Origin of the sequence: Kitasatospora sp. NPDC127060 (assembly GCF_042724935.1) — a bacterium.
In the GTDB taxonomy this organism is placed as follows: domain Bacteria; phylum Actinomycetota; class Actinomycetes; order Streptomycetales; family Streptomycetaceae; genus Kitasatospora.
Genome location: NZ_JBHXEG010000064.1, coordinates 1 through 23725 on the forward strand (window position 1 = coordinate 1; position 23725 = coordinate 23725).

The window sequence follows — 23725 nt, forward strand, 5'->3', positions numbered from 1 at the left end:
GTTTCCGTGCGGCGGGGGGTGCCCCGCGGGGGGGGGGCCCGCGCCCCCGCGCGCCCATCCCTCCGGGCGGCCTCAGGCCGCCCGGAGGACCCCGAGCAGGCGGGTGACCTCGGCGGCGACCGAGTCGCGGCCCGCGCCGAGGTAGCGACGGGCGTCCACCAGGTCCCGCCGGGCGTCCAGGCGGGCGCGCTCCGCCCCGGCGACGATCGCCTCGGCGTGTTCCGGCTGGATGACGTTGAAGGCGCCGACGCCGTGCCGGCCGAGGGCGGCCGGTCCGACGATCGGGCCGGTGGCTACGAGGGGCATGGTGCTCCTTGAGCGGAGGAGGGCGGGGGTGCCGGGTACACCGGCCGGACCGTCACCTCGCCCAGCAGCCGCTGGTGGTCGGCCGGGGCGAAGCTGCCGGCGAGCGGGGCGAGGACGGTCGCCGCGGCCAGGGCCACGGCGTGGGCGAGGCGTTCGGGCCAGGGGGTGCCGGCCACCAGGCCCGCGGTGAGGGCCGCGACGACGGAGTCGCCGGCCCCGGTCGGGTTGCCGCGCACCCGCTGCGGGGGCCGGGCCCGCCAGTCGCCCTCGGGGCTGCTGAGCAGCAGCCCGCCGGGGCCGAGGGAGACGGCCACGGCCCGGGCGCCGGCCGCACGCAGCTTGCGGGCCCCGGCGAGCGGGGCGACCGGGCCCGCGGTGGCGACGAGTTCGGCCGCGTTGGGCTTGACGAGCGCCGGACCGGCGGCCAGCCCCGCGAGCAGCGCCGGGCCCTCCGCGTCCAGCACGGCGGGGACGCCCGCGTCGACCGCGAGGGCGACGAGGGTCCCGTACGCGTCCGGCGGGACGCCGGGGGGCAGCGAGCCGGACAGCACGACCGCCTCCGCGGTGCGCAGCAGTCGGCGGTACCGGACAGTGAACTGGGACCATTCGTCACTGCTGACGACGGGCCCCGGTTCCAGGAAGACGGTCGCGTCGCCGGCCGACTCCTCGACGACCGTCACGGTGCGCCGGGTCGTCCCCCCGATCGGGACGAACTCCTCGCGCAGCCCGGCCCCGGCCAGGTCGGCCCGCAGCAGGTGCCCGGTGGCACCGCCCGCGAAGCCGGTGGCGACGGCGTCGTGGCCGAGAGCGGCGAGCACCCGAGCGACGTTCACCCCCTTGCCGCCGGCCCGCTCGGCCACCGTCGTGACCCGGTTGCTGCCGTGCCGGGCCACCCGGTCCAGGTGGTAGGTGGTGTCGACGGCCGCGTTGAGCGTGACGGTGAAGATCACCGGGCACCTCCGGGGGCGAGGTCGAGGGCGAGCAGCGCGGCGCCCAGGCTGCCGGCCCGGTGGCCGAGTTCGGCCCGTACCAGGCTCGGCGGGGGCCGGAAGGTCAGCCGCTCGGCGAGTGCCCGGCGGAGCGGGCCGAGCAGGTCCTCGCCGGCCCGGGTCAGGCCGCCGCCGACGACGATCCGTTCCGGGTCCAGCAGGGCGGTGGCGGCGGCCAGTCCGTCGGCGAGCGCGTCGACCGCCTCGGCCCAGACCCGTACGGCCGCCTCCTCGCCGGCGCGCAGCCCCCGGTGCACGTCCTGGGCGGTGGCCGTGGGACGGCCCGTGCGGCGGGCGTACCGGCGGGCGACGGCGGCGGCCGAGGCGACGGTCTCCAGGCAGCCCCGGTTGCCGCAGGCGCAGTGCTCACCGCCGGGCCGGACGACCAGGTGGCCGAGTTCCCCGGCCGCGCCGACTGCGCCGGTGACGGGCCGGCCCTGGTGCAGGACGGCGGCGGCGATGCCGGTGCCGACCGGGACGAAGAGGAAGGAGTCGCTGTCGCGGCCAGCCCCGAGCAGTGCCTCCGCCACGCCACCGGCCCGGACGTCGTGCCCGAACGCGACCGGCAGGCCGAGGTGTTCGGTCAGCCAGGAACGAACCGGGACGTCGTGCCAGCCCAGGTTGACGGCGCGCAGGACCGTCCCGGTGCGCTCGTCGACCACTCCGGGGACGACGATCCCGGCCGCCACCGGCGGGGTGTCCGCCCGGCGGGCGGCGTCGGCCAGTTCGCCGGCGCAGTCGAGGACGGTGTCGATGACGGCTCCGGGGCCCCGGTCGGCGCGGGTGAGCCAGCGTTCGGACCGGAGCACGGCACCGTCCTCGGCCACGACGGCGCCCTTGATCTCGGTGCCGCCGACGTCCAGGGCGATGACGGTCACGGCTGGGTGAGGACGATCGAGCGGGTCAGGTTGCGCGGCCGGTCGGGGTCGACGCCCCGGGCGTCGGCCAGCGCGACGGCGAGCCGCTGGGCGCGGATCAGTTCGGCCAGCGGGTCCAGGTCGGAGTGCACGACGGTCGCTCCGGTCGCCCGGACCTGGTCGAGCAGTCCGGCCGGCGGCTCGCCGAGGAACCAGACGACCCGGCCGGGGGCGCTGATGCTGACCGGGCCGTGCCGGTACTCCATGGCCGCGTAGGACTCGGTCCAACTGCCCGACGCCTCGCGGACCTTGAGGGCCGCCTCGTGGGCGAGGCCGGTGGTCCAGCCGGTGCCGAGGAAGGTGAACTGCTCGGCGGTGACCACGCCCTCGGGCAGGTCGTGGCGGAGCGCGAGCCGGGCCTGCTCGGGCAGTTCGGCGGTGGCGAGGCCGAGGTGGCCGCGCAGCAGGGCGAGGGAGGTGGTGGCGAACCGGGTCTGCACCACGGACTTCTCGTCCGCGAAGGAGAGGTCGACGATCGTGTCGGCCGCGCCGGTGACCGGGGTGTCGAGGTCGCCGGTGATCGCGGTCGTCGGGGTTTCCGAGGTGCGCCTGAGGGCGTCCAGCACCTCGGTCGTGGTGCCGGAGCGGGTGATCGCGAGCACCCGGTCGTAGCGGCGGGCCCGCGGGAAGGCGGAGGCGGCGAAGGCGTCGGTCTCTCCGAAACCGGCGTCCTCGCGCAGGGCCGCGTAGGACTGCGCGATGTAGAGGGAGGTGCCGCAGCCCAGGACGGCTACCCGCTCACCGGGGCGGGGCAGGCCTTCGGGCTTCGCTTCCAGTGCCCGCGACCAGCATGCGGGCTGGCTGGCGATCTCCACGGCGACGTGTGACATGAAAACTCCTGCGCAAAAAGTTGCAGTGTTCTGCTTGAAGATGAGCACAACATAGACCAATCAATCAGAAATGAACACACGCCCTCGGCTGGCCGGGAGGCATGACCGACCGACGGCAGCACGATCGGCTTCCTCGGCGAGCGCCTCCGGCTCCACCGCCCCCGCCCTGGGCGCTCCGCGGTCCAGGTCGGCGGCCACGTCACGGGCCGCCGTCGGGAGGGCCGTGTCGGCCGGGACGTCGTGGTGGGGGCACCGATCGCCTCGTCGAGGCCGATGCCGTTGGCGCTGATGGTCAGTGAGCCGTCGCCGGGCCGTGATCGCGTCCACGGCGTTCTGCAGCAGCTCGCGGACGTACACCTGCGGGCCGGTGCAGAGGTGGCGGCCCAGGAGGTCGACGATTCCGCGCAGGTCGACGCGAAAGGTTCGACTCAACGGACTCTCCCAGTTCGTGTCGGGAGCACCCTGGAACGGGGGGCGACACCGCAGACCGAATATCCGCGCGGGCGGCGGCTGAACGGTCGAACGACTGGGCGGCAATCCGACGGCGAGGGGATCACCGCAGGTCAGCGACCTGGTGATGGCCAATGGTGCGGACAGGGTAAGGAGCGCGCGCGGATCGTTGGCGCGCCCCCCGAGGCTGGATAGACTCGCCCGCCCGACCGGACGTCAGCTCCCGTCCGGCACCGGAGCGACGCCACACCACCCCGGACACCAGGCACCTCCCGCCGACGACCATGGGGGTCTCCATGCAGTTCCGCACCAGGACGTCACTCGCCACCGCGGCCCTCGTCCTCGCCGCCCTCACCGGCGGCACCCCGGCCCGCGCGACCACCGCCGGCGCGCCGCTCGCCCTGATCTCACCCGGGGATCCGTACGCCGCCTGCAACCTCGCCGCCGACGGGCCCGGCACCAACTCCCCGGCGGCCGAGGACGAACCGTACGCCGCCGCCAACCCGCTCGACCCGGCCAACGCGATCACCATCTACCAGCAGGACCGATGGTCCAACGGCGGTGCCCGGGGCCTGAGTTCGAGCTACACCACGGACGGCGTGCACTTCACCCAGACCGCTCTGCCGTTCACCCACTGCGCGCCGGGCGGGCTGGCCTACCAGCGGGCCTCCGACGGCTGGGTGAGCTTCGGCCCGGACGGCACCGCCTACGCCAGCGCCCTGGTCTTCGACGCCACCACACCGCGCGGTGCCGTGGCCGCCGCCACCTCGACCGACGGCGGGCGCAGCTGGCAGCACGTCACCGAGCTGATCGCCGACGACGACCCGGCGATCACCGACGACAAGAACGCCGTCACCGCCGACCCGGTGCACCCGGGCGTCGCCTACCAGGTCTGGGACCGGGTGGACCAGGCCGCCGGCCCGACGCCGGTCTTCGACGGACCGGGCTACCTCTCCGTCACCCGTGACCACGGCCGCACCTGGTCCCCGGCGAAGCCCTTCGTGATCACCGGCACGACGCCGAACACCCAGACCATCGGCAACCAGATCGTGGTCGATCCGCGGACCGACACCCTCTACGACTTCTTCGACTGGATCACCTTCACCGACGCCACCGCCACGACGGTCAGCGATGTGCACTTCGGCATGGTCAGCTCCACCGACCAGGGCCGCACTTGGAGCCGACCGGTCCGGGTGGCCGCCGACACCTCCGTCCCCGAGGTCGACCCGAACGCGCCGGCCGACGCCTCCAAGTCCCTCCGGGCCGGCGCCGGCCTGCCGAGCGTGGCCATCGACCCGACGTCCGGCGAGCTCTACCTCGCCTACGAGGGCTCGGAGTTCACCGGCGGCCGGTACGACGCGATCCAGCTGGTGCACTCCACGGACGGCGGCCGGACCTGGAGCGGTCCGACCCGGCTCAACCAGGCCCCCGGCTCCCCGGCGTTCACCCCGTCCGTCACCGTGACCGCCGACGGCACCGTCGCCGTCAGCTACTACGACCTGCGCTACCTCACCCCGGGCAACACCACCACCCTGCCCACCGCCGCCTGGCTGCTCAGCTTCCCGCGCGGCGGCGAGGACAGCCCGGTCGAGCGGCAGATCACACCGGTCTTCGACTGGCTCCAGGCGCCCGACGCCGGGGGGCACTTCCTCGGTGACTACGAGGCGCTGATCAACGATGGCCGCCAGGTGCGCCCGGTGCTGGTGACCGCCAACAGCGCCGCCCCGCTGAACTCCACCGACGTGTACAGCGGCCGGTTCCAGCCCGGCACCCTGCGCAGCCCGGCCGCCGGCGTGCCGAGCGCACCGGACGCGCACGCCGCGGCGCCCACCACCACCGCGCGCGCCGTCCAGCACCTGCGGCGCTGAGCCGCCGCACCCGGCGGACGGACGGTGTCCTGCGGCTCGGGGAGCCGCGGGGCGCCGTCCTCGTTCGGGAGGTCAGGCCCGCACCGTCCGGGGCCGGTCCACGGGGGCGACCACCGCCGCCGGGTCCGCCGCCGAGAGCTGCCAGGCGGCCCGGCCGAGCAGCAGGCAGAGCGGGGTGTACACCAGCAGGTTGAGCCAGTAGAAGGTGTCCCCCGGGTCCGCCCAGGCACCGGTCACCCAGACGAGTCCGGCCGCGCCGCGGGCGAGCAGTCCGGCGGCCACCACCCGGCTCGCCCAGCGCGGCAGGACGGCGGGCAGCCGGGCGGCCAGGGCCGGCAGCCGTCCGCCCTGAGCCAGCACCAGCGCGGCGCCGGAGAGGAGCGTCCCGGCGAGCGGCACCAGGACCTGCGGGGTGAACGGCACCTGGGCGTTGAGCACCAGCTGCGAGAGCCGGACGGTGCCGTCCACCGGCCAGGTCCGTCCGGTGGCCCAGTAGAGGTGGACCAGACCGTCCACCGCCAGCACCGCGCCGACCGCGGTGGCCCTGCCGCGGTTCCTCGTCGACTGCGTCATTGCCGTCTTCGTTTCCGTCTTCGTTTCCGTCTTCATCGCCGCCTTCATCGCCGTCTTCATCCCAGCCTTCATTGCCGTCACCTCGTGGAGTGTCAGGGCGCTTGGACACCCGGAGGAGCCCCCCGCCCGCCGATCCGTTCCTGTGACGAGGAACACTGCCGCCGGACGGAAACAGCGTGGAACCTTTCGCCCTCCCGCGGCCTCCCTCCACGGACCCCCTCGTTTGCCCGTCGACGGAGAGAGCGGAGAGCGCACCATGCAGGAGCCACCGCCCGGCCTTGCCGAGCTGGTCCGGGCCGCCCAGGGCGGCGACCAACTCGCGGTCGGCCGGCTGCTGGACCTGGTCACCCCGTACGTCCGCCGGCTCTGCGGCCCGATCGCCCTGGAGGACGGCGCGGACGCGACCCAGGAGGCGCTCATCGTGGTCTTCCGCAAGCTGCGCCAACTGGAGGAACCGGCCGCCCTGTTCGGCTGGGTGCGGGCCATCGCCGTCCGGGAGGCCGTGCGGTACGCCACCCGGGCGGCGCGCTCGCGGCCCGCCGAACTCGGCGAGGTGCCCGCGCCCGGCGACCCCCAACTCGGCGCGGACATCCGCGACGTGCTGTCCCGGCTCTCCCCCGAGCACCGCGCGGTGCTGCTGATGCGCGACCTGGAGGGCCTCGACGAACGACAGACCGCGGCGCTGCTCGCGGTCGCTCCCGGGACGGTCAAGTCCCGGCTCTCCAGGGCCCGGCTCAGTTTCCGAAAGGCGTGGCAGCAGTGACCGATACCCCGACGCCGCAGGAGCCGCAGATGCCTCCGGTGCCGCAAGAGCCGATGGAGCCCCAGGAGCCCCGGGAGCCCCGGGAGCCCCGGTGGCCCGTTGCCGACTTCGACCCGGTCCGGCGGCTGCACGTGATCGCCGCGACCGCGCCCGGATCGGCGCGGATCGGCGAGGCCGTCCTGGACGCGCCGTTCGAACGGGTCTGGGCCCTCGCCCAGGACCTGGAGCGCACGATGCCGCTCTGGATCCCGGACGTCCGCACGGTACGGCTCTCCGCTTCCGAGCCGGCCGACGGCGCGCTGCTCCGAACCGCCTCGCTGCAAGCCCGGATCCACGGCCACTCCCGCCTCCGGGCCACCTTCGGCATCGACCTCGCCCCCGGCTGGTGCCTGATGCAGAGCCGCCTGGTCCTCGGCGGGATGGCGGCCCACCCGGAGTCCGACCGCACCACCCGCTTCGCCTTCCTCGGCGGCCTGACCTTCCCCGGGGCGCGCCTGCTCGCCCCCGCGCTGCGCCCGTTCACCGGGGATCCGCTCGCCCGGTTCGCCGCCCTGCTGGAGGAGGAAGCCGGGGCGTAACACGCATCACGAGCACCGGACCGGCCCCGCGACTCGTCGCACCTCTCTGGGCCAGTTCGCCGAGCGCCACCCCACCGCCGTCCGGTCGATGGTGGCGGCCGGGCGCGCTGTCGCCAACCACTCCTACAGCCACCCGCCGTTCGCCGCCCTGACCGGCCAGGAGCGCCGGGAAGGGGTCGAACGCGCCGACCGGGCGATCCGCGCCGCCGCCGGTGCGGAGCCGCTGCCGTTCTTCCGCTTCCCCTACGGCGACACCACCCCCGCAGCGGGCGGGAGCACCTGGACGTCGGCGGCCCGCAGGAACGCGAGCCGGTGGTTGAAGCGGATGGTGTAGTAGGTGTCCTGACCGACCACCAGGGTCCGGTCGTTCGGCACGCTCCCGTCGATGGTGCGTTGCTGGAAGAAGTCGGCGGGCCGGGGCGTGCCGTCGACCGCGACGTACGCCTGACCGGCGGCGATGGACGCCCGCAGCGCCACCACCGGAAGCGGCTCGATGCCCGGGTACGGGGCGTACGCGGATGCCTCGGGGTAGGCACGGCCGTACACCGGGACCGTCTCCAGCCCCGGTCTCGGCGCGAGCAGCGTTCGAACGGCCGTTCCCCCGGGGTCGGACGGCGCGGCGGGCCACCGGTCGCGGCGGGTCCGGCGGCCTCCCGGGTCGAGGAACCAGCACTTCTGCCCGTCGTACCAGATCGCCGTCCAGTCCCCCGTCCGGTCGGCGACCACGTAGCGGGCGCCGGTGACCGCCGTGTCGCTCCAGTCGTCGAGCGCGGTGCTCCCGCCGTTGACCAGCGGGGCGTCGGCGGACGGTCCCGTGTGCAGCCGGACGATGGTGCGCGGCTCGCCGTTCGCGACCGGTGCGGACGGTGCGCCGGGTGCGGACGGTGCGCCGGGTGTGCCCGGTGCGGACGGTGTGCCGGGTGTGCCCGGTGCGGACGGTGCGCCGGGTGTGCCCGGTGCGGACGGTCGGCCGGCCTCCTCGGTGGCCGAGGCGATGGTCACGGTGTCGCCAGGGCGCGGCGGACCCTGGTCGGGGCTCGTCGGGAGCGCCACGCCGAGCAACTCCAGGTAGTGGTCCCAGTCCCAGAAGGGGCCCGGGTCCGTGTGCATGCCGGACACCGCCTCCTGGGTCGGCGCCGGAACCTCCTCGTGGCCGATGACGTGCTGCCGGTCCAGCGGGATACCGAACCGCTCCGCCAGGTAGCGCACCAGCTCAGCGGAGGAGCGGTAGAGCTGCTCCGAGTACCAGGTCGGGCGGTCGGTGGGGAGTGCGAAGCCCTCGTGCTCGATCCCGATGCTGTGCATGTTGACGGTCTTGTTGCCCGAGTGCCAGGCGATGTCCCGCGTGCGCACCAGCTGCGCGACATGGCCGTCGGAGGCGCGCACGAGGTAGTGCGCGCTGACCTGCTCGCGCGGGTCCTGGAAGGTGTCCACCGCCGAGGTGTAGCTGCCCTCGGTGTCGTGCACCACGATGTGGCGGATCTGCAGACCGTCCGCCGGCCGGTCGACCGGGTTGTAATTCCCGTACGAGGAAGGGTCCTTGGGATCGATCAGCGCGTACGCGGCGGGCACGAACGCGCAGTCGAGGTGTTCGGGGCACTCGGCGGCCGGCCCGGCGGCTCGGCGCGACGGCGGTCGGGGCCGGTCCGGCGGCACGAGGTCCGGGTCGGCGGCCAGTCGCATCCGGGCGCCCTCGGCGGTGGTCCGCGCCGCGCCCGTGCGCAGGGTCTCGAACACCCGGTCCGCGAGCAGACCGCCGTCGTCGCCGCCGTCCGCTCCCCCGTCGGCCGGGGCACCCCTCCCGAAGGCCGTCACCGCCCCGTACCAGTCGCCCGGCCTGCCGCCCGCCGAGCCCGCGCTGGTACGCCGGTACGACGCCAGCAGGGCGGCGCCGCCGCGGAGGTTCTGCAGGGTGTCGCGCCTCAACTCCTCGGCCGGGCGGCCGATCAGCGCGGCCGCGGCGCGCAGCGTGTGCAGCGCGGGCGAGTCCTTGCCGCGGGCTGCCGCGAGGTCGACGTCGGTCAGGCCCAGGACCCCGTAGTTCCCCGTGGTGCTCGGCCTGCCCCGGTGGGACTCCCAGCGGCTCTCCTGGTAGGCCAGCGCCAGGAGCACCCCCACCGGCACTCCGAACTCCGCTGCCGCCGAGGCGAATTGCTCCTGCAATCGGATCTGTCGGCCGTCGCCCGGCGCTTCGAGGGCCGCGCCCGATGCGACCTGCGGGGCCGCGCAGACAGCGGCGAGCAAGGCGGACAGGACGCCCAGGACGGGTCTCACGATGACAGTCACCACTCCGGTTTCAGCGGACCCTGAAGCTGCGCAGCACGTCGTAGCGCTCGCCGCCCGGGCCCAGGACGAGGGTCTGATGGGCGCAGTCCGCCCGGTCGTGCAGTCGGTTCCGCGGGCGAGGACGCCCAGTGTGCCGGCCCCGGCCGGGCGCCGGGGGCTGACCTCACCCGCGCTCCGGTGGCCCCCAGAGTTCTAACACGCGGCCGCGCCCCGCGGAGGTCCGCAGCGTCCCCGCGTGTCGGTCCTGGACGACAGCCCCGGTGTGCCGTTCGGTCGCCTTCCGCGTCGGGTCGGCGGGAACGGGCGCACTCTCCGCACCGGCTGTGGAGGGTGACCGCCATGACGATCGCGCTCCCCTCACCCGTCCGCGCCGCGGGTACCGTCCTCGCCGCCCTCGCCCTGGTCGCTCGCCCCGCCACCTCCGGGAGCGCCGCCGGCACCTACCGCCCCGCCCGGACCGCATCGGCCTGGCTGCCGTGGTGGGGCGGGGAGGCTGTCCTGGAGGACGCGCTGCGGCACGCTTCCCAACTCCACACCGTCAGTCCCTTCTGGTACGAGGCCAGCTCCGACACCGCCATCGGCGGCTGCTCCGGCGCGGGCGACCGGCGCACGGTGGACCGGCTGCACGAGAAGCGGACCGGGGTCGTGCCCACCGTCATCGAAACCCCCGACGCCACGGCCATGGCAGAACTCCTGAGCGACCCGGCCCGCCGCGCCGCCCACGTCGACGCGCGCATGGGGATCGCCGGGAGCGCCGGGTACGACGGCCTCGACCTGGACGACGAGGGCATGGCCGAGACCGGTGACGAAGGGCTGCGGGAGCGGGCGCGGATCGGCGTGGACCGGGTGCTCACCGGGGCCCGGACCGGCTCGATCGTCCTCAACCACGACGGCTGCCTCACACCCGGGTTCGTCCCGGCCCCGGGCGGACCGGCCGACCGCTCCCAGACCGCCGAAGCCGTCCACCGCTACCTGCCGCGGCTCCGCACGGCCGGCTACCGGTTCACCGTCCCCGGCGACTCCTGACACCCGCCTGACCGCCGCGGCGGAGCGGTGCACCGCAGTGCGGGACCACGGCGCACCGTCGCACTGTCGCAGGCCGGCGGATCAGGATCGGCGCAGCGCCTCGCTCAGCTGGCCGGCCGCCTCGACCACCGCCTGGGAGAGGCGGGCGCCGGGGTGCCGGGTGACCCGTTCGATCGGGCCCGAGACGGAGACGGCGGCCACCACCCGCCCGCCCGGACCGCGCACGGGCGCGGCGACGGAGGCGACGCCGGGCTCGCGTTCGCCGACGGCCTGGGCCCAGCCCCGGCGCCGGACCCCGCTGAGGGCGGTGGCGGTGAAACGGGCGCCCTGGAGCCCCCGGTGGAGGCGCTCGGGCTCCTCCCAGGCGAGCAGCACCTGGGCGGCGGACCCGGCCTTCATCGGCAGGGCCAGACCGACCGGAACGGTGTCGCGCAGGCCGAAGAGGCGCTCGGCCGCCGCCACGCAGACCCGGACCTCGCCCTGCCGGCGGTAGAGCTGGGCGGTCTCACCGGTGACGTCGCGCAGCTGGGTGAGGATCGGGCCGGCGGCGGTCAGCAGGTGGTCCTCACCCGCGGCCACCGACAGCTCGGTGAGCCGCGGCCCGAGGACGAACCGGCCCTGCAGGTCACGCCCGAGCAGGCGGTGGTGTTCCAGCGCGACGGCGATCCGGTGGGCGGTCGGCCGGGCCAGGCCGGTGGCGTCGACCAGGCCGGCCAGGGTGGCCGGTCCGGCCTCCAGGGTGCCGAGGATCGAGGTGATCTTGTCGAGCACGCCGACACCGCTCGTGTTCTCCATGGACGGGTACTCCAGTCTCAGATCCCGTGGCCGTGGGTGGGTTCGGCTCACGGGCGCTCCGATGGGGGTGGGAGCGGGGCGGTCAGCGAGGACGGGCCTGCGAAGCGGGCCGATTGCCTGCGCCGGACACGAGATGGGTACGCGAAAGGGCCGGGGCGGGAAGCGCCCGGACGAAGGACAGCACAGAGAGCACCGTGTCTCCTCATCTTCCCCGCGCCACGTTGGCGACAGGCCGGAGTTGGCACTGACCCCGGACGGCACGGCGCGTACTTCGGACGCCGAGTCGAACGGGGAGTTGCCGGGGCTTCGTAGGGCCGGTCCCTCCACCCCTCTGGATGATTCGCGGAGAACCATACAAGATTTCCGGGGCATCCCGCCAAACCTTTCCCGCACCTCCACCCCCGGAACCCCAGGGGCCGACACACCGGGACCGGTCGGCGGGGTGGCCGGGGCGCGGAAGAATACGACGGGTGACCAGCACTCAGCCGCCTCCCCGGGGCCTCACCGCCCTGATCCCCGACGCCCGCGCCAGGGCCACGCCCGGCGAACGGGCCGCTTCCCAACTCCTGCACCTGCGCGAGGCGACCGTGCCGGTTCCGGTCCTCGCCGCGGCCGCCGAGCTGATCGCCCCTCAGCTGCAGGACCCCGACCCGGCCACCCGCGCGGCCGCCACCGCCGTGCACACCCGCCTGCTCGCCGCCATCGAGGACGCCGCGCCGGGCCGGTAGACCCTGCCGGGCCCGGTGACCGCCATCCGGCCGAGCGACACCGGTCTCTGGGCCCGCCGGACCCGGGGGCTCAGGGCCGGGCGCCCGACGCGCGCCGAACGGTGAGCATGTCCTGGGTGTGGCCGATCAAGTAGCTGCCGTCGGGCTGGGCGAAGTGCTCCCGGACGTAGGCGGTGAGGGCGGCCCGGGTGGGGAGGGGGTCCAGGGCGGCGAGGTCGGCGACGTTGACCATGAACTCGGCGACGTCGACGGCCTCGGCGAGGTGGGGCGTGCGGTAGTGGAGGTCGAGGGTCTCCAAGGCGTAGCTGTGGGCCGGGCGGTGGGCGCGCAAGCCGTCGAGGAGGGCGCTCAGGTCGTAGCGCACGCCGGTGAAGTGGGCGGCCATCCTCATGCAGGGGCTCTCGGGGTTCTGCAGGACGACCAGCAGGGTGCCGCCGGGGGCCGTCCACTCGATGGCGCGGGTGACGGTGGGGAGCCAGTCGGGCTCCGGGACGTAGTAGAGCACGTGGGAGAGGTGGACCAGGTCGGCCGGCTCGGACGGCTCGGCGCGGTCCAGCGGTTCGGGGAGGACGACGGCGCCCGGGCAGGCGGCGCCGAGCTCCTCCCGCATGGCGGCGCTCGGTTCCACGGCGATCGTGCGGTCGAAGTACCGGGCCAGGTGGGCGGTGGTGCGGCCGTCGCCGGCGCCGAGGTCCAGCAGGACCCGGCGGTGCGGGAGACCGGTGGCGACCTCGGTCAGCCTGGCGTGGGTGCGGGGCTTCTCGTCGGTGCCGGCGAGGAAGAGGTCGAAGGCCCGCCGGTAGTCGGCGCCGGAGGTCTCCAGCACGCGGACCGGATCGGTGTCGTCCGCCAACTGTTCCATCTGGTGGCCCTCCTGGGGATCGATACGGCTGGGGTGCGGATTTGGATGGGCGCCCATTGCAGCCCGCCGCCTCGGCCGTCGGGCGCAGGCACGTTCCTGCCCGCGTGTTGCTCGTACATCAGATTGACTGCCCGTCGTCAATTCATCGAAGGCCAATTTCACCTAGTTAGGTGGTTAGCTTTCGTTTTTCCGTAGGTAGTCGAACCGCCCCACGATCTCAGGCCTGGTACGAATACGGAACGACAGGAAATGGCGACCGGAAATCCGGAACGGGCGGGGGAGTTGGTACGGGTGACGACGAGAATGACGTCAACGACGGCGAGGACGGAGACCCGGACGGTCGCCGTGGCCGGGGTCGAGTTCGGCTGGGGCAGTTCCGGCAAGCTGAGCGCGGTGCTGTCCGCCCTCCGGGGACGCGACGGCGACCGGCTGAGATTCATCGGGCTGGCCTCGGGGCTGGGCAGGCCGGTGCTCGCCGAGCACCCGGTGGAGCGCTGGTTCGACCTGCCGGAGCACCGGTCGGCGGAGGAACTGACCCGGATCGTCCGGACGCAGCGCGTGCAGGCGGCGCTGGTGGTGCTGGACGGCGGCCTGGCGAAGGCGCTTCGGGCCTGCGGGGTCCCGGTGGTGTTCGTGGACAGCCTGCCGTTCCTCTGGACGGACGGCGACCGCCCCGACCTCCCGCTGGACACCGAGGTCTACTGCGCCCAGCGGTGCGTGGCGCTGCCGCCGGAGGGTGCCCGGGTGCTGGCCGATGTCCACCGGCTCCGCTGGGTGGACGCCGTGATCGCCGACGGCGGAGCCGCCCGCGGCAGCCCGCCGACACCCCACCCCCGGCGCGCCCTGCTCAGCCTCGGCGGGCTGCGCGCACCCCAACTCACCGACTGGGCCAGCTATCCCCAGCTCGTGCTGCCCGCGGCCCTGGAGGCGCTCACCGCGAGCGGGGTCAGCGAGGTGCACATCGCGGGCAACCTGCCCGCCTGGCTGGCCGCGCAGTTGGTGGACTCCTGCGCCCACCCGGCCACCACCACCGTCGGTGCCCTGCCCCACGAGGAGTTCCTACGCCGCCTCGCCGAGTGCGACGTCCTGCTCACCTCCCCCGGCCTCACCACGCTGCTGGAGGCGGGCCGGCTCGGGACACCCACCATCTGTCTGCCCCCGCAGAACCTCAGCCAGATCTTCAACGGCCGCTTCCACAGCCAAGCGCTGGGCACCGACACCCGCGTGCGCTGGCCGAAGGAGGTGTTCGACGAGGACGAGGCGCTGGCACTGCGCGCCCACGGCGAGGGCAAGGCCCTCGACCTGATCTACGGCGGCATCGCCCGCGCCGCAGACCTCGGCCGCCACCGGGCGGCGGCGCCCGTACGGGAGGCCCTGGTCGAGCAGCTCGGGCGCCTGGCCACCGACCATCCCGGCACCGACTGGACGGCGCTGACCAGCGCGGTCGGCACGGCCGGCGCGGAGCAGGTCGCCGACGCCCTGGTCCGACTGCTGGCCGAACGGCCCCCGGGGGCCGCCGATCCGGTCCGCTGATGTGCCCGTGCCACCGACGGAATCGATCCCAGACGGAAAGGCCCCAGGTGTCCTCGTGTCCCCCACCACGCATCCGCGCCCGCGCTACCTGTTCATCCGCATCCTCGAAGCCTGCAACGCCGACTGCTTCATGTGCGACTTCGCACTCTCCCGCGACACCTTCCGCTTCTCCTCCACCGACTTCGCCGAACTGCTGCCGAAAGCCCGCGCGGCCGGAGTCGCGTACATCCGGTTCACCGGCGGCGAACCGCTGATGCACCCGGAGGTGGTAGCGCTGGTCCGGGCCGGCACCGAGGCCGGGATGAAGATGTCGGTCATCACCAACGGCTCCCTCCTCCCCAAGCACGCCAAGGACCTCGCGGCGGCCGGGCTGGCCCAGGTGATCGTCAGCCTGGACGGCTCCTCGGCCGAGACCCATGACACCTACCGCCGCTCCCCCGGCATGTTCGAGGCCGGACTGCGCGGGCTGCGGCTGGCCGCCGAACTCGGCGTGCTGCCCCGCGTCAACACCGTGGTCGGGCCGCACAACTACACCGAAATGCCAGCCCTCCAGCGGGTGTTGACGGAGGCCGGGGTCCGCCAGTGGGAGCTGTCGGCGCTCAAGCTGGACCGCACCATCCGCTACCCCGACCCGGACCACGTGCGCGCCGTCTGCGACCCGCTGTACCGGGCCGACCCGGCGGCCGTCCTGGTCCCGATGGGCAAGCGCTTCTACGGGGACACCCCCGAGGAGCAGTGGCAGTACTTCGAGGACTCCACCCCGCCCCGGGCCTCGCTGCCGCTCTGCCACGTCACCGACGACGTGATCTACATCGACGGCAAGCGCGGCCGGATGCACGCCTGCAGCTGCATCCCGCACCGGGACGACGGCGACGGCCTGGGCGGCGCACCGCTGCGCGAGGGCGGGGTCATCCTGCTGGACACCCCCGCCTTCCGGGCCCACGCGGACCACTTCCGCGACCGCGGCCCGCAGGTGTGCAGCGGCTGTTCGACCACGGCGGCCGGCTACAGCGACGACGTCGCCCGGCTGGGGACGGTGACGCCGTGGCAGTACTGACCGGCGGCCGCGCCGTCCTGCTCACCTGCCGCGATGAGCAGCTGGACTCCCTGCTCGCGCTGCGCCGGATCGCCGCCCACCTCGGGGACCTCCCCCGACTCGGGCGCGAGGACGCCCGGCGGCCCGAAGCCCGGCGGCCGGGTGCCGCCTTGGTCTGCGACGACGAGGCGGCCACCGCCCACCTCGTCCGCCTCGGGGTGCCGGTGCTGCACGTGTCCTCGGCCCCGTTCACCGCCGCCGGCCCGCCCGGTGCCCTCGCCCGCGCCCACTGGCCCGACTGGCTGGACCGCCCGCCCGGCGTCCGCCCGACCGGCCTGCTCGCCCCGACCAGGCTGACCCGCAACCGCGACCGGCGCGGTGCCCTGCTGCTGCTCTCGCTCTGGGGCGTCCCCGTGGCGGAGGCGGAATCCTTCACCGCCGACCGGCTGCCGGCCCTGATCGACGAAGCCGTCCGCCGCACCGGCTGCTGCACCGTCGTCTGCGACACCGCGCTCGACCTGGTCCGCGCCGCGGCCGCCGGCCGGCCCGGGGCGAGCGTCGCCCGCGCCGCCGACACCAACGTCGACGCCCGGCACGCCGAATCCGAACTCCTTCTCGCCTCCCCCACCATGGCCGCGCTGGCGCTGGCCCGCGCCCGCCGCGCCCCGCTCTCCTTCCTGCCCCCGCTCGGCCCCGCCCAGCGGGCCCTGGCCGGGCAGCTCGCCCGGCTCGTCCCTATCCCGACCCTCGACCAGACGGGCCTGACGGCACCGCCGCCCCCGACGCCCCCTGCGGGCCCGACGGCCCCAGCCGACCTGGTGAGCCCAGCAGACCTGGTGAACCCAGTCGGCCGGACCAGCTCAACGGCACCGGTCGGCCCAACGGCACCGGCCACCTCAACGACACCGGCCGCCCCGGCCGGACCCGCCCACCCGGCCGGACCCGCCCACCCGGTCGATCCCGCCGTCTGGCTGCCGCCCTCACCCGAGGTCCAGTGGGCCCCGCTCGGCCCGGAGCTGGACGACCTGCGCGGCGCCCAGGCCGTCGCCCGTACCGTCCGCCAACTGCTACTCGCGCCGCTCTAGTCGCCCGACACCCGCCGCCCCGTACGGAGCCACCGTGTCCCACACCGCCCGAACCGAACGAAACCTCAGCACCGTCGAGCCCCAGCCCACCCCCGCCGAGTGGGACGACTGGCGCTGGCACATGCGCAAGCGCATCAACACCGCCGAGAAGGCCCGGCGGTGGATCAATCTGACCGCCGACGAGGAGCGCGCCATCGCCGGGGTGGCCGGCCGCTACCGCTGGAGCATCACCCCGTACTACGCCTCCCTGATGGACCGGGACGACCCGCTCTGCCCGGTCCGCCAGCAGGCCGTCCCGGCCGCCGAGGAGCTGCTGGAGTTCCCGGGCGCCGAGGTGGACCCGGTCGGCGACACCCTCTACCGGCGGACCAACCGGGTGGTGCACAAGTACCCGGACAGGGTGGTCCTGCTGGTCACCGAGGCCTGCCCGGTCTACTGCCGGCACTGCACCCGCAAGTTCCACACCACCGACCTCGAGGGCAGCTACTTCCGCGACGACGAGGGCGGCGCCTACGACGAGGACCTGCGCTACATCGCCGAGCACCCGGAGATCCGGGACGTGCTGCTCACCGGCGGGGACCCGCTCTCCTACCAGGACGGCCGGCTGGAGGAGATCATCGCCGGCCTGCGGGCGATCCCCAGCGTCGAGATCATCCGGATCGGCTCCCGCTTCCCCGTCCTGCTCCCCCAGCGGATCACCGACGAGCTGTGCACCATGCTCGCCCGCTACCACCCGGTCTGGCTGAACACCCACTTCAACCACCCCAAGGAGATCACCCCCGAGTCCGCCGCGGCCGTCGACCGGCTGCTGCGCCACGGCATCCCGGTCGGCAACCAGACCGTGCTCCTGCGCGGCATCAACGACGACGTGCCCACCATGCGCAGGCTGATGACCGAGCTGCTGCGGATCCGGGTGCGGCCGTACTACCTGTACCACTGCGACAACGTCACCGGTGTCGCGCACTTCATGACCTCCGTCGAGAAGGGCTGGGAGATCATGGACGGCCTCCTGGGCCACATCACCGGATTCGGCGTGCCGCAGTACGTCCTGACCACGAAGATCGGCAAGATCCCGGTCTCCCGTCCCTCCTTCACCGAGACGCCCGACGGCGGGCTGCTGCTGCACAACTTCCGCGGCCAGCAGCTGCGCGTCGACGCCGCCACGCACCCGATCACGGAGACCGACGCCCGATGACGCTCCACGACCGCCAAGGCCAGCGCTTCCTCCCGTACGGCGCCAACTACCTCGACTGGCAGGACATGGCGGAGCTGCGGGAGGTGATCGACCACCAGGTGCTGTTCCGCTACCAGACCGAGCAGGAGAGCATGGCCTCCCGGCTGGAGCGTCTGGTGAGCGAACGCCTCGGCGTCGCCCGCACCCTGGCCGTGCACAACTGCACCGAGGCGCTGCGGCTGGCACTGATCTCCACCCGCCCCTCGGTCGGCGACCTGGTGTACATCCCGGCGGTCACCTTCGTCGCGGTGGCCGGCGCGGTGCTCTCCTGCGGGCTGATCCCGGTCCTGGTGGACGCCGACGAGTCGTTGTCGATGGACCGCACCCTCCTCCCGGCGGACGCCCGGCGGGTCGTCGTGGCCCACATGGAGGGCTCGGTCGCCGCCCTTCCCGAGAACGTGCCGTACGTCATCGAGGACTGCGCGCAGACCCTCGGCGGGCGCTTCCCCGACGGCCGGGAGGCCGGCACGGCGGGCTACGCCGGGGTGTACAGCTTCCACCACAACAAGGTGCTCACCTCCGGCGAGGGCGGGCTGGTGGTCAGCGACGACGAGCAGGCCTGGGCGGCGATGCGCTGCTACCACGACCACGGCTCGGCGCGCGTTCCCGGCCGCTACCCGACCTGGGACCAGGACGCCTACTACGGCGAGAACTTCGTCACCAGCGAGGAGGTCGCCGCGATCCAGTGCCAGCAGTTCCGGCACCTGGACGAGGTGCTGGCCGGCCTGGAGCGGATGTACGGCCTGGCCATGGAGGCCCTGCCCAACCGCACCGACCTCCAGGTGCTCCCGCGCGCCCGGGGCGACGTCAAGGTCAGCCTGCGGTTCCGCTGCGAGTCCCGGGAACTGCGCGACGCCGCGGTGGCCGCCCTCACCGCCGAGGGCATCGCCAACTGGACGCTCGGCAAGTACCTGCTGCCCGAGCACCCGGTGCTGACCGGCCGCCGCTCGCTGTACGCCGACGGCTTCCCGTGGAACCTCGCCCCCGAGGGCCGGCCGCTGGCGCTCAGCCGGGACGGCTTCGCCCGCACCCACGACCTGCTGGAGCGCACCCTGTGCGTGCCGCTGTCCCCCGAACTGCCCCAGGAGCAGCAGGCCGTGGCGGTCAAGGCGATCCGGCGCGTGCTGGAGGCGGTGTGAACGCGAACCCCGCGAACCCCGCGACCGCAGCGACCACAGCTCCCTCCGCACGCGGCGCCCCGTCCGAGGCTCCGGTGCTGCTCCTGGTGGACGACCGACCGTCCTCCTTCACCCGGTACGCGGCCCGCACCCTCCCGGAGCATCTGGTGCTGCTCCGCTTCGAGGAGCTGCGCGGCGACCTCTCCGAGGACCACCTGCGCCGCACCGCGCACCTGCCCGCCTTCTGGGTGCGCGCCGACGTGCCCCTGGCCCGGGAGGCGGCGCGCTACCGCGCGTGGGCGGACGGACTGCCCGTAGCGCCGAGCACCTTCTGCAACCCGAGCGAGCCCCGCCAGGCCCTCGCCCACCGCTTCGCCGAGCTGGCCGGCCTGCCGCACCTGAGCAGCCGGCAGGTCACCTGGGTGCGCGACAAGGCCGAGATGAAGCAGCGCTTCCGTGAACTGGGCCTGCGCACCGCCGAGTTCACGCGGGTCCGGACGGCCGCCGAGATCAACTGGTTCGCCACCACGCACGGCTGGCCGCTGGTGCTCAAGCCGGTGGACTCCTTCGCCTGCGTGGACACCCACCGGCTGGACGGCCCCGGGTCACTGGTCGGCATCGACCTCACCGCCCGGGACTGGATGGTCGAGCAGTTCCTCAGGGGCACCGAGTGGGAGGTCTGCGCGATCATCCACCGGGGCGAGGTGCTGGACGCCTGGCCGAGCGCCATGCCCTGCCGCCCGCTGGACATCGTGGACGGCGCGATGAACGCCAACATCAGCGTCGGCACGGACGAGGCCCCGCCGGTCGACCTGCGCGCCCTGGTGCAGCGGATCGTCACCGGCATGGGCATCGACCACGGCTACGCGCACATGGAGTTCTTCCTGATCGACGGCCGGCTCTACGCCGGGGAGATCGGCCTGCGGCTGGCCGGGTGCGAGATCCCGGCCAACCACGGGCACGCGTACGGCTTCGACGTCTTCGGCGCCACCCTGGACGTCTACCGGGGCATCCGCCCGGCCCTCGAGTACCGCCGCCGCCAGTGTGCCGGGGACCTCCTGCTGCCGCTACCGGGCTCCGGGACGGTCCGGCGGATCACTCCGACGGAGGAACTGCTGCGTGTCCCCGGGGTGGTCGAGGCCGTTCTCAAGGTCGGTGTCGGCGACGCGGTGTCCGCCCGGCGGGCCTCACACAACGCCTCGGGGTACGTCCACGTGGTCGGCGCCTCGATCGAGGAGGTGGAACGGCGGATGCGCGAGGTGCTCGGCGCGTTCACCATCGAGCTCGGCCCGGCGACGGACGGCCGGACGACTGACGACCCGGCGGCCGACGACCCGGCGGCCGACGACCCGGCGGCCGACGACCCGGCGGCCGAGGGCGCTACGGCCGAGCGCCCGGCCCGAAGCGGCACAGCCGACGGCGACGCGGTCCCGGGCGGCGGCGCAGCCGGGAGCCCGGCGATGGAAGGCGCCCGGTGAGCGACACTCCGACCGACGGGACCGCACCCACTCCCACCCCGCCGAGCCAGCCGGCCCCGGCGGGCGACACCCTGGCCCGCCGCCTCGGCGCCCTGCTGCACCGCCCGCACGTCCCGGCCGTGGCCGGGTGGAGCGTGGTGTCCCGGCTGCCGGTCTACCTGATGTCGCTGGCCACCGTCCTGGTGGTGCGCGAGCAGGGCGGCAGTTTCGCCCAGGCAGGGCTGACCAGCGCGCTGTACACCGCCGGGATGGCGGCCGGCGGTCCGCTGGTCGCCCGGCGGCTGGACCGCACCGGGCGCCGGCCCGTACTGCTCGCCACCGGCCTGCTCTACCCGACGGCCCTCACCGCGTTCGCCTGGGCCACCAGGCCGGGCAGTTGGGCCCAGCTGGTCGTCGTCGTCCTGGCCGGGATCGCCCTGCCGCCCGCCAACGCCTGCATGCGCTCGCTCTGGGCCCGCCTCCCGCTGGCCGACACCGAGCGGGACACCGCCTACCTGTGGGAGGCGGTCCTCGCCGAGGTGCTGGTGATCGGCGCGCCACTGATGCTGGCCGCGCTGATGCTGGCCGGATCCGCCGCGCTGGCGTTGACCGTCGTGGCGGCGCTCGGCGGCACCGGCGCGCTCGGCCTGGCCCTGGTCCGGCTGCCCAGCGGGACGGACCCCGCGCCCTCCTCCGGGCGCCGCGACCTGCTCGGCCCGCTGCGCAGCCCGGCCATGCTGGCGCTGACCGCCGTGATGGCGGCCTGCGCGGTGCCGATCGGGCTGCTCACCCTGGCCATCCCGGCCTTCGTCTCCGCCCACGGGTCCCCCGGCGGCACCGGCGCGGTGTACGCCTGCTGGGGCGTGGGCAGTGCGCTGGGCGCCGTCTGGCTGGGCCGCTCCCAGTCCGACGTCCCGGCGCCGGTGCGCTTCCCGCGCCTGGTGCTGGCGTACGCACTCGGCACCGGTCTGACCCTGGCCGCCACCTCCCAGCCGCTCCTGGCGCTGGCGCTGGCGGTCGGCGGCGCGCCGATCGCGCTGGTGTCGGCGGTCGAGATGACCCTGGTCGGCGCGGTGGCGGACGGCCGTTCGCTGGCGGAGGCCTTCACCTGGGCCTCACTGGCCACCGTGCTGGGCGACGCGGCGGGCCAGCAGACCGGGGGGCTACTGGTGGAGCCCCTCGGGCCGCGCGGGGTGTTCGCGGTCGCCTTCGGCACGGCGCTGGCGGCGGCCGTCCTGGCCTTCGCCTGCCGCCCGCTGCTCTCCCGCACGACCGCCACGACCGCCACCACCACCGCCACCACCGCCGGGGCCGCCGACGCCGCCGCACCCGCCCCGGTGGGAGCCGCCCCCGAGCCGGAGCACACCACCTGACCATGCGAGCCACCCGCCCCGCCCGTCCCCGAGGTCCCCGAGGTCACCGACGATGAAGTCCGCAGGCCCGCTGTTCCGGCCGGTCAAGTTCGCCCAGTTCCCCACCGCCGTCAAGGAGTTCCTCGAACTCCTCGAGTTCCGCGACGTACCCGACGATGCACAGGTCCCCGTCCCGGTCGAGGGCCGGGACGACCTCGCGCAGAGCGTCGAACTCGCCGCCCGCCTCTACACGGCGCTCCAGCGCCCCCGCCCCCTCGACCACGGAGTCCTCCTCGGCGCGGAGAAGCTCCCGGACGGCCTCGCCGACCTGCTCCGCCCGCTCGCCGACAACTGGCTGGCCGAGGAGCAGCTCGCCGACGCCCCGGCCTTCCTGCGCGACCACCCGGGCGGACTGCTGCTGGTCGGCTGCTACGACCGACTCACCCTCGACCCGGTGCGCTCGCTGCTGCTGGCCACCTACCGCACCCGCACCCACGCGCTGACCCTGCTCAGCGGGCGCGACGCCGCCTCACTGGCCTGGAGCATCGCCAAGCAGTACGCCGTTCCGGACCCGGAGGTGGCGGCGCTGGGCCTGTTCACCGACACCGACCGGCCGCCGCACCTGCCCGGAGTGCAGGTCTTCGACGACCGGGACTTCGAACGGGTGGACATCCAGTCCGCGATCCTCGGCAGCCGCTGGCGCAAGGTCGCCTTCCAGGGCCACGGCAAGGACGACAGCGTCAACCTGGGCGAGTTCACCATCTGCGGCCTCAACCCGGCCGCGCCCGCCCGGCCCGGCCTGCTGGGCCCGCGCTGCGCGTACGGGCTGCCCTGCTACAAGCCGGAGGACAAGCTCGTCCCGCTGTACCGGGTGCCGGCCGTCGAGGTGGTGCTGAGCGCCTGCAACAGCGGGCCGCTGGCCGATCTCGCGCTCTACGATCCCAAGTACCAACTGCTGCTCAACGCGCTGGACGGCCCGGCCCGTACCGTCGTCGCGGCGGTCTCGGTGCACGATTCCGACCGGCCGGAGAACGTCGCCTGGATGCGTTCGGCGCTGGCCGGCGGCGACACCGTGGACACCCTGAACGCCAGCCTGGCCGGCTCGCACCCGTACCCGGCCTTTCTGCGCTTCGGGCTCCCGGACCGGGCACCGGCGGCAGCCCCGCCCGCCTTCACCGAGCACCGCCCCGATCCGCTGCTGCTCACGGTCGGGCGCCGGCTGACCGCCCTGCTCGGCTCCGAACTGCTGCCGCACAACCACGCGTTGCGGCCGCGCCTGACCAAACTGGCCCGCAAGGTGGACCTCTGGGTGGCGCGCCCGACGCACCTCGCCGACCAGTCCGCCGAGGAGGTCCGCAGCTCGCTCACCGCCGACCTCCAGTCGCTCGACCACGTGATCGCCGGGCAGGTCGCGGCGAACCCCGAGGACGAGCTGATGAACTACCCGGCGCACTTCGGCGACCGCAGCTCGCTCGATCCCGAGGTCCGCGAGGTGGCCTGCCACTGCGGCCGGCCCTCCCAGGAGTTCACCCGGCGCGGCCTGCTGCCGAACGTGCTCGACACCACCTGCGCGGTCTGCATGCGCTGCGGGGACGTCACCTTCCGGCTGCCCGAGGCGCCCGCCCTGCTCGCGTACGGCGCGGACGAGGTCCGGCAGGGCGAGGTGCTGGAGGTGCGCGCCGTCCTCACCGCCCCTCGCGGTGGGCCGGTCCGGCTCGGCCTGTTCGTCCCGAGCTACCTGCGCGAGGAGGCCACCGTGGAGCCGGAATTGGCGAAGGTGCGGGCGGTCGGCGGCCAGCCGCAGGACGTCGGCTTCCGGATCCGCTTCGCCCCGGACACCGCCCCGCAGGCGTACTACTTCACCGTCTTCGCCGTCCAGGACCTCGCCGTCTCCACGGCCCGGCGCCACTTCGGCGTACTGCCCCGCTGACCCCCGACC

General features: G+C 74.5%; 22 protein-coding genes, 1 pseudogene and 1 riboswitch. Of the genes and pseudogenes, 14 read left to right on the forward strand and 9 right to left on the reverse strand.

Annotated features, from left to right (window positions below):
* Positions 1–72 precede the first annotated feature (72 nt).
* From ACFWIS_RS29105 to ACFWIS_RS29125, 5 genes and pseudogenes are all read right to left on the reverse strand, one after another.
* A complete protein-coding gene (locus ACFWIS_RS29105) occupies positions 73–306 on the reverse strand; it encodes a hypothetical protein (protein ID WP_380458415.1) in 234 nt (77 codons plus the stop codon).
* On the reverse strand, positions 294–1256 hold the full coding sequence (locus tag ACFWIS_RS29110; protein ID WP_380458413.1) for a 1-phosphofructokinase family hexose kinase: 963 nt from the start codon (positions 1254–1256) through the stop codon (positions 294–296). Before ACFWIS_RS29110 ends, ACFWIS_RS29105 begins: the two co-directional genes overlap by 13 nt.
* Positions 1253–2173 (reverse strand): ROK family protein, encoded by a 921-nt coding sequence (locus tag ACFWIS_RS29115; protein WP_380458411.1) that lies wholly within the window; start codon positions 2171–2173, stop codon positions 1253–1255. Before ACFWIS_RS29115 ends, ACFWIS_RS29110 begins: the two co-directional genes overlap by 4 nt.
* Positions 2170–3042, reverse strand: a complete 873-nt coding sequence (locus tag ACFWIS_RS29120; protein ID WP_380458409.1) for an SIS domain-containing protein — start codon at positions 3040–3042, stop codon at positions 2170–2172. Before ACFWIS_RS29120 ends, ACFWIS_RS29115 begins: the two co-directional genes overlap by 4 nt.
* A 303-nt stretch (positions 3043–3345) precedes the next feature.
* A pseudogene (locus ACFWIS_RS29125) lies at positions 3346–3528 on the reverse strand (hypothetical protein); the annotation flags it as partial.
* Between the two features lie 260 nt (positions 3529–3788).
* Between ACFWIS_RS29125 and ACFWIS_RS29130 the strand changes: the two are divergent.
* Positions 3789–5360 (forward strand): sialidase family protein, encoded by a 1572-nt coding sequence (locus tag ACFWIS_RS29130; protein WP_380458407.1) that lies wholly within the window; start codon positions 3789–3791, stop codon positions 5358–5360.
* Positions 5361–5432: 72 nt separating this feature from the next.
* On the opposite strand, the gene ACFWIS_RS29135 is transcribed toward ACFWIS_RS29130, so the two are convergent.
* Positions 5433–5933 carry a DUF3995 domain-containing protein gene (locus ACFWIS_RS29135; protein ID WP_380458405.1) on the reverse strand — a complete coding sequence of 167 codons (501 nt, stop codon included), beginning with the start codon at positions 5931–5933 and terminating at the stop codon, positions 5433–5435.
* Between the two features lie 256 nt (positions 5934–6189).
* On the opposite strand from ACFWIS_RS29135, the gene ACFWIS_RS29140 reads away from it, so the two are divergent.
* The 3 genes from ACFWIS_RS29140 (at position 6190) to ACFWIS_RS29150 (ending at position 7608) form a co-directional block, all read left to right on the forward strand.
* Positions 6190–6696: an RNA polymerase sigma factor gene (locus ACFWIS_RS29140; protein ID WP_380458403.1), complete on the forward strand. Its 507-nt coding sequence runs from the start codon at positions 6190–6192 to the stop codon at positions 6694–6696.
* A gap of 29 nt (positions 6697–6725) precedes the next feature.
* Complete coding sequence (locus tag ACFWIS_RS29145) at positions 6726–7274, forward strand: hypothetical protein (RefSeq protein WP_380458401.1); 549 nt, start codon at positions 6726–6728, stop codon at positions 7272–7274.
* An 88-nt stretch (positions 7275–7362) separates the two neighbouring features.
* Positions 7363–7608 carry a polysaccharide deacetylase family protein gene (locus ACFWIS_RS29150; RefSeq protein WP_380458400.1) on the forward strand — a complete coding sequence of 82 codons (246 nt, stop codon included), beginning with the start codon at positions 7363–7365 and terminating at the stop codon, positions 7606–7608.
* Here the strand turns inward: ACFWIS_RS29150 and ACFWIS_RS29155 are convergent.
* A complete protein-coding gene (locus ACFWIS_RS29155; protein WP_380458398.1) occupies positions 7518–9548 on the reverse strand; it encodes an N-acetylmuramoyl-L-alanine amidase in 2031 nt (676 codons plus the stop codon). The genes ACFWIS_RS29150 and ACFWIS_RS29155 overlap by 91 nt on opposite strands.
* Before the next feature lie 351 nt (positions 9549–9899).
* On the opposite strand from ACFWIS_RS29155, the gene ACFWIS_RS29160 reads away from it, so the two are divergent.
* On the forward strand, positions 9900–10586 hold the full coding sequence (locus ACFWIS_RS29160; RefSeq protein WP_380458396.1) for a hypothetical protein: 687 nt from the start codon (positions 9900–9902) through the stop codon (positions 10584–10586).
* A gap of 81 nt (positions 10587–10667) precedes the next feature.
* Here ACFWIS_RS29160 and ACFWIS_RS29165 read toward each other — a convergent pair whose 3' ends face one another.
* A complete protein-coding gene (locus ACFWIS_RS29165) occupies positions 10668–11381 on the reverse strand; it encodes an IclR family transcriptional regulator (RefSeq protein ID WP_380458394.1) in 714 nt (237 codons plus the stop codon).
* A 199-nt stretch (positions 11382–11580) separates the two neighbouring features.
* Positions 11581–11723, reverse strand: a riboswitch (SAM riboswitch).
* Between the two features lie 128 nt (positions 11724–11851).
* Between ACFWIS_RS29165 and ACFWIS_RS29170 the strand changes: the two genes are divergently transcribed.
* The gene (locus ACFWIS_RS29170; RefSeq protein ID WP_380458392.1) at positions 11852–12109 is read left to right on the forward strand and encodes a hypothetical protein; all 258 of its coding nucleotides are present in this window, start codon (positions 11852–11854) and stop codon (positions 12107–12109) included.
* 70 nt (positions 12110–12179) lie between these two features.
* Here ACFWIS_RS29170 and ACFWIS_RS29175 read toward each other — a convergent pair whose 3' ends face one another.
* Entirely contained in the window at positions 12180–12971 is a 792-nt protein-coding gene (locus tag ACFWIS_RS29175) for a class I SAM-dependent methyltransferase (RefSeq protein ID WP_380458390.1), read from the reverse strand.
* Positions 12972–13274: 303 nt separating this feature from the next.
* Between ACFWIS_RS29175 and ACFWIS_RS29180 the strand changes: the two genes are divergently transcribed.
* The 8 genes from ACFWIS_RS29180 to ACFWIS_RS29215 are packed head-to-tail and all read left to right on the forward strand — an operon-like array spanning position 13275 to position 23716.
* Positions 13275–14504 (forward strand): hydroxymethylcytosylglucuronate/cytosylglucuronate synthase, encoded by a 1230-nt coding sequence (locus tag ACFWIS_RS29180; RefSeq protein WP_380458388.1) that lies wholly within the window; start codon positions 13275–13277, stop codon positions 14502–14504.
* 55 nt (positions 14505–14559) lie between these two features.
* Positions 14560–15561, forward strand: coding sequence for a cytosylglucuronate decarboxylase (blsE, locus tag ACFWIS_RS29185; RefSeq protein WP_380458386.1), 1002 nt, complete (start codon positions 14560–14562; stop codon positions 15559–15561).
* A complete protein-coding gene (gene blsF, locus ACFWIS_RS29190) occupies positions 15549–16625 on the forward strand; it encodes a CGA synthase-related protein (RefSeq protein WP_380458384.1) in 1077 nt (358 codons plus the stop codon). Before blsE ends, blsF begins: the two co-directional genes overlap by 13 nt.
* Before the next feature lie 34 nt (positions 16626–16659).
* Positions 16660–17820, forward strand: coding sequence for an arginine 2,3-aminomutase (gene blsG, locus ACFWIS_RS29195; protein WP_380458382.1), 1161 nt, complete (start codon positions 16660–16662; stop codon positions 17818–17820).
* Positions 17817–18998, forward strand: a complete 1182-nt coding sequence (locus ACFWIS_RS29200; RefSeq protein WP_380458380.1) for a DegT/DnrJ/EryC1/StrS family aminotransferase — start codon at positions 17817–17819, stop codon at positions 18996–18998. The genes blsG and ACFWIS_RS29200 overlap by 4 nt, the downstream gene beginning before the upstream one ends.
* Positions 18995–20455 (forward strand): ATP-dependent carboxylate-amine ligase, encoded by a 1461-nt coding sequence (locus ACFWIS_RS29205; protein WP_380458378.1) that lies wholly within the window; start codon positions 18995–18997, stop codon positions 20453–20455. Before ACFWIS_RS29200 ends, ACFWIS_RS29205 begins: the two co-directional genes overlap by 4 nt.
* A complete protein-coding gene (locus ACFWIS_RS29210) occupies positions 20452–21807 on the forward strand; it encodes an MFS transporter (protein WP_380458376.1) in 1356 nt (451 codons plus the stop codon). Before ACFWIS_RS29205 ends, ACFWIS_RS29210 begins: the two co-directional genes overlap by 4 nt.
* A 52-nt stretch (positions 21808–21859) precedes the next feature.
* On the forward strand, positions 21860–23716 hold the full coding sequence (locus ACFWIS_RS29215; RefSeq protein WP_380458374.1) for a hypothetical protein: 1857 nt from the start codon (positions 21860–21862) through the stop codon (positions 23714–23716).
* The last annotated feature ends 9 nt before the right edge of the window (positions 23717–23725 follow it).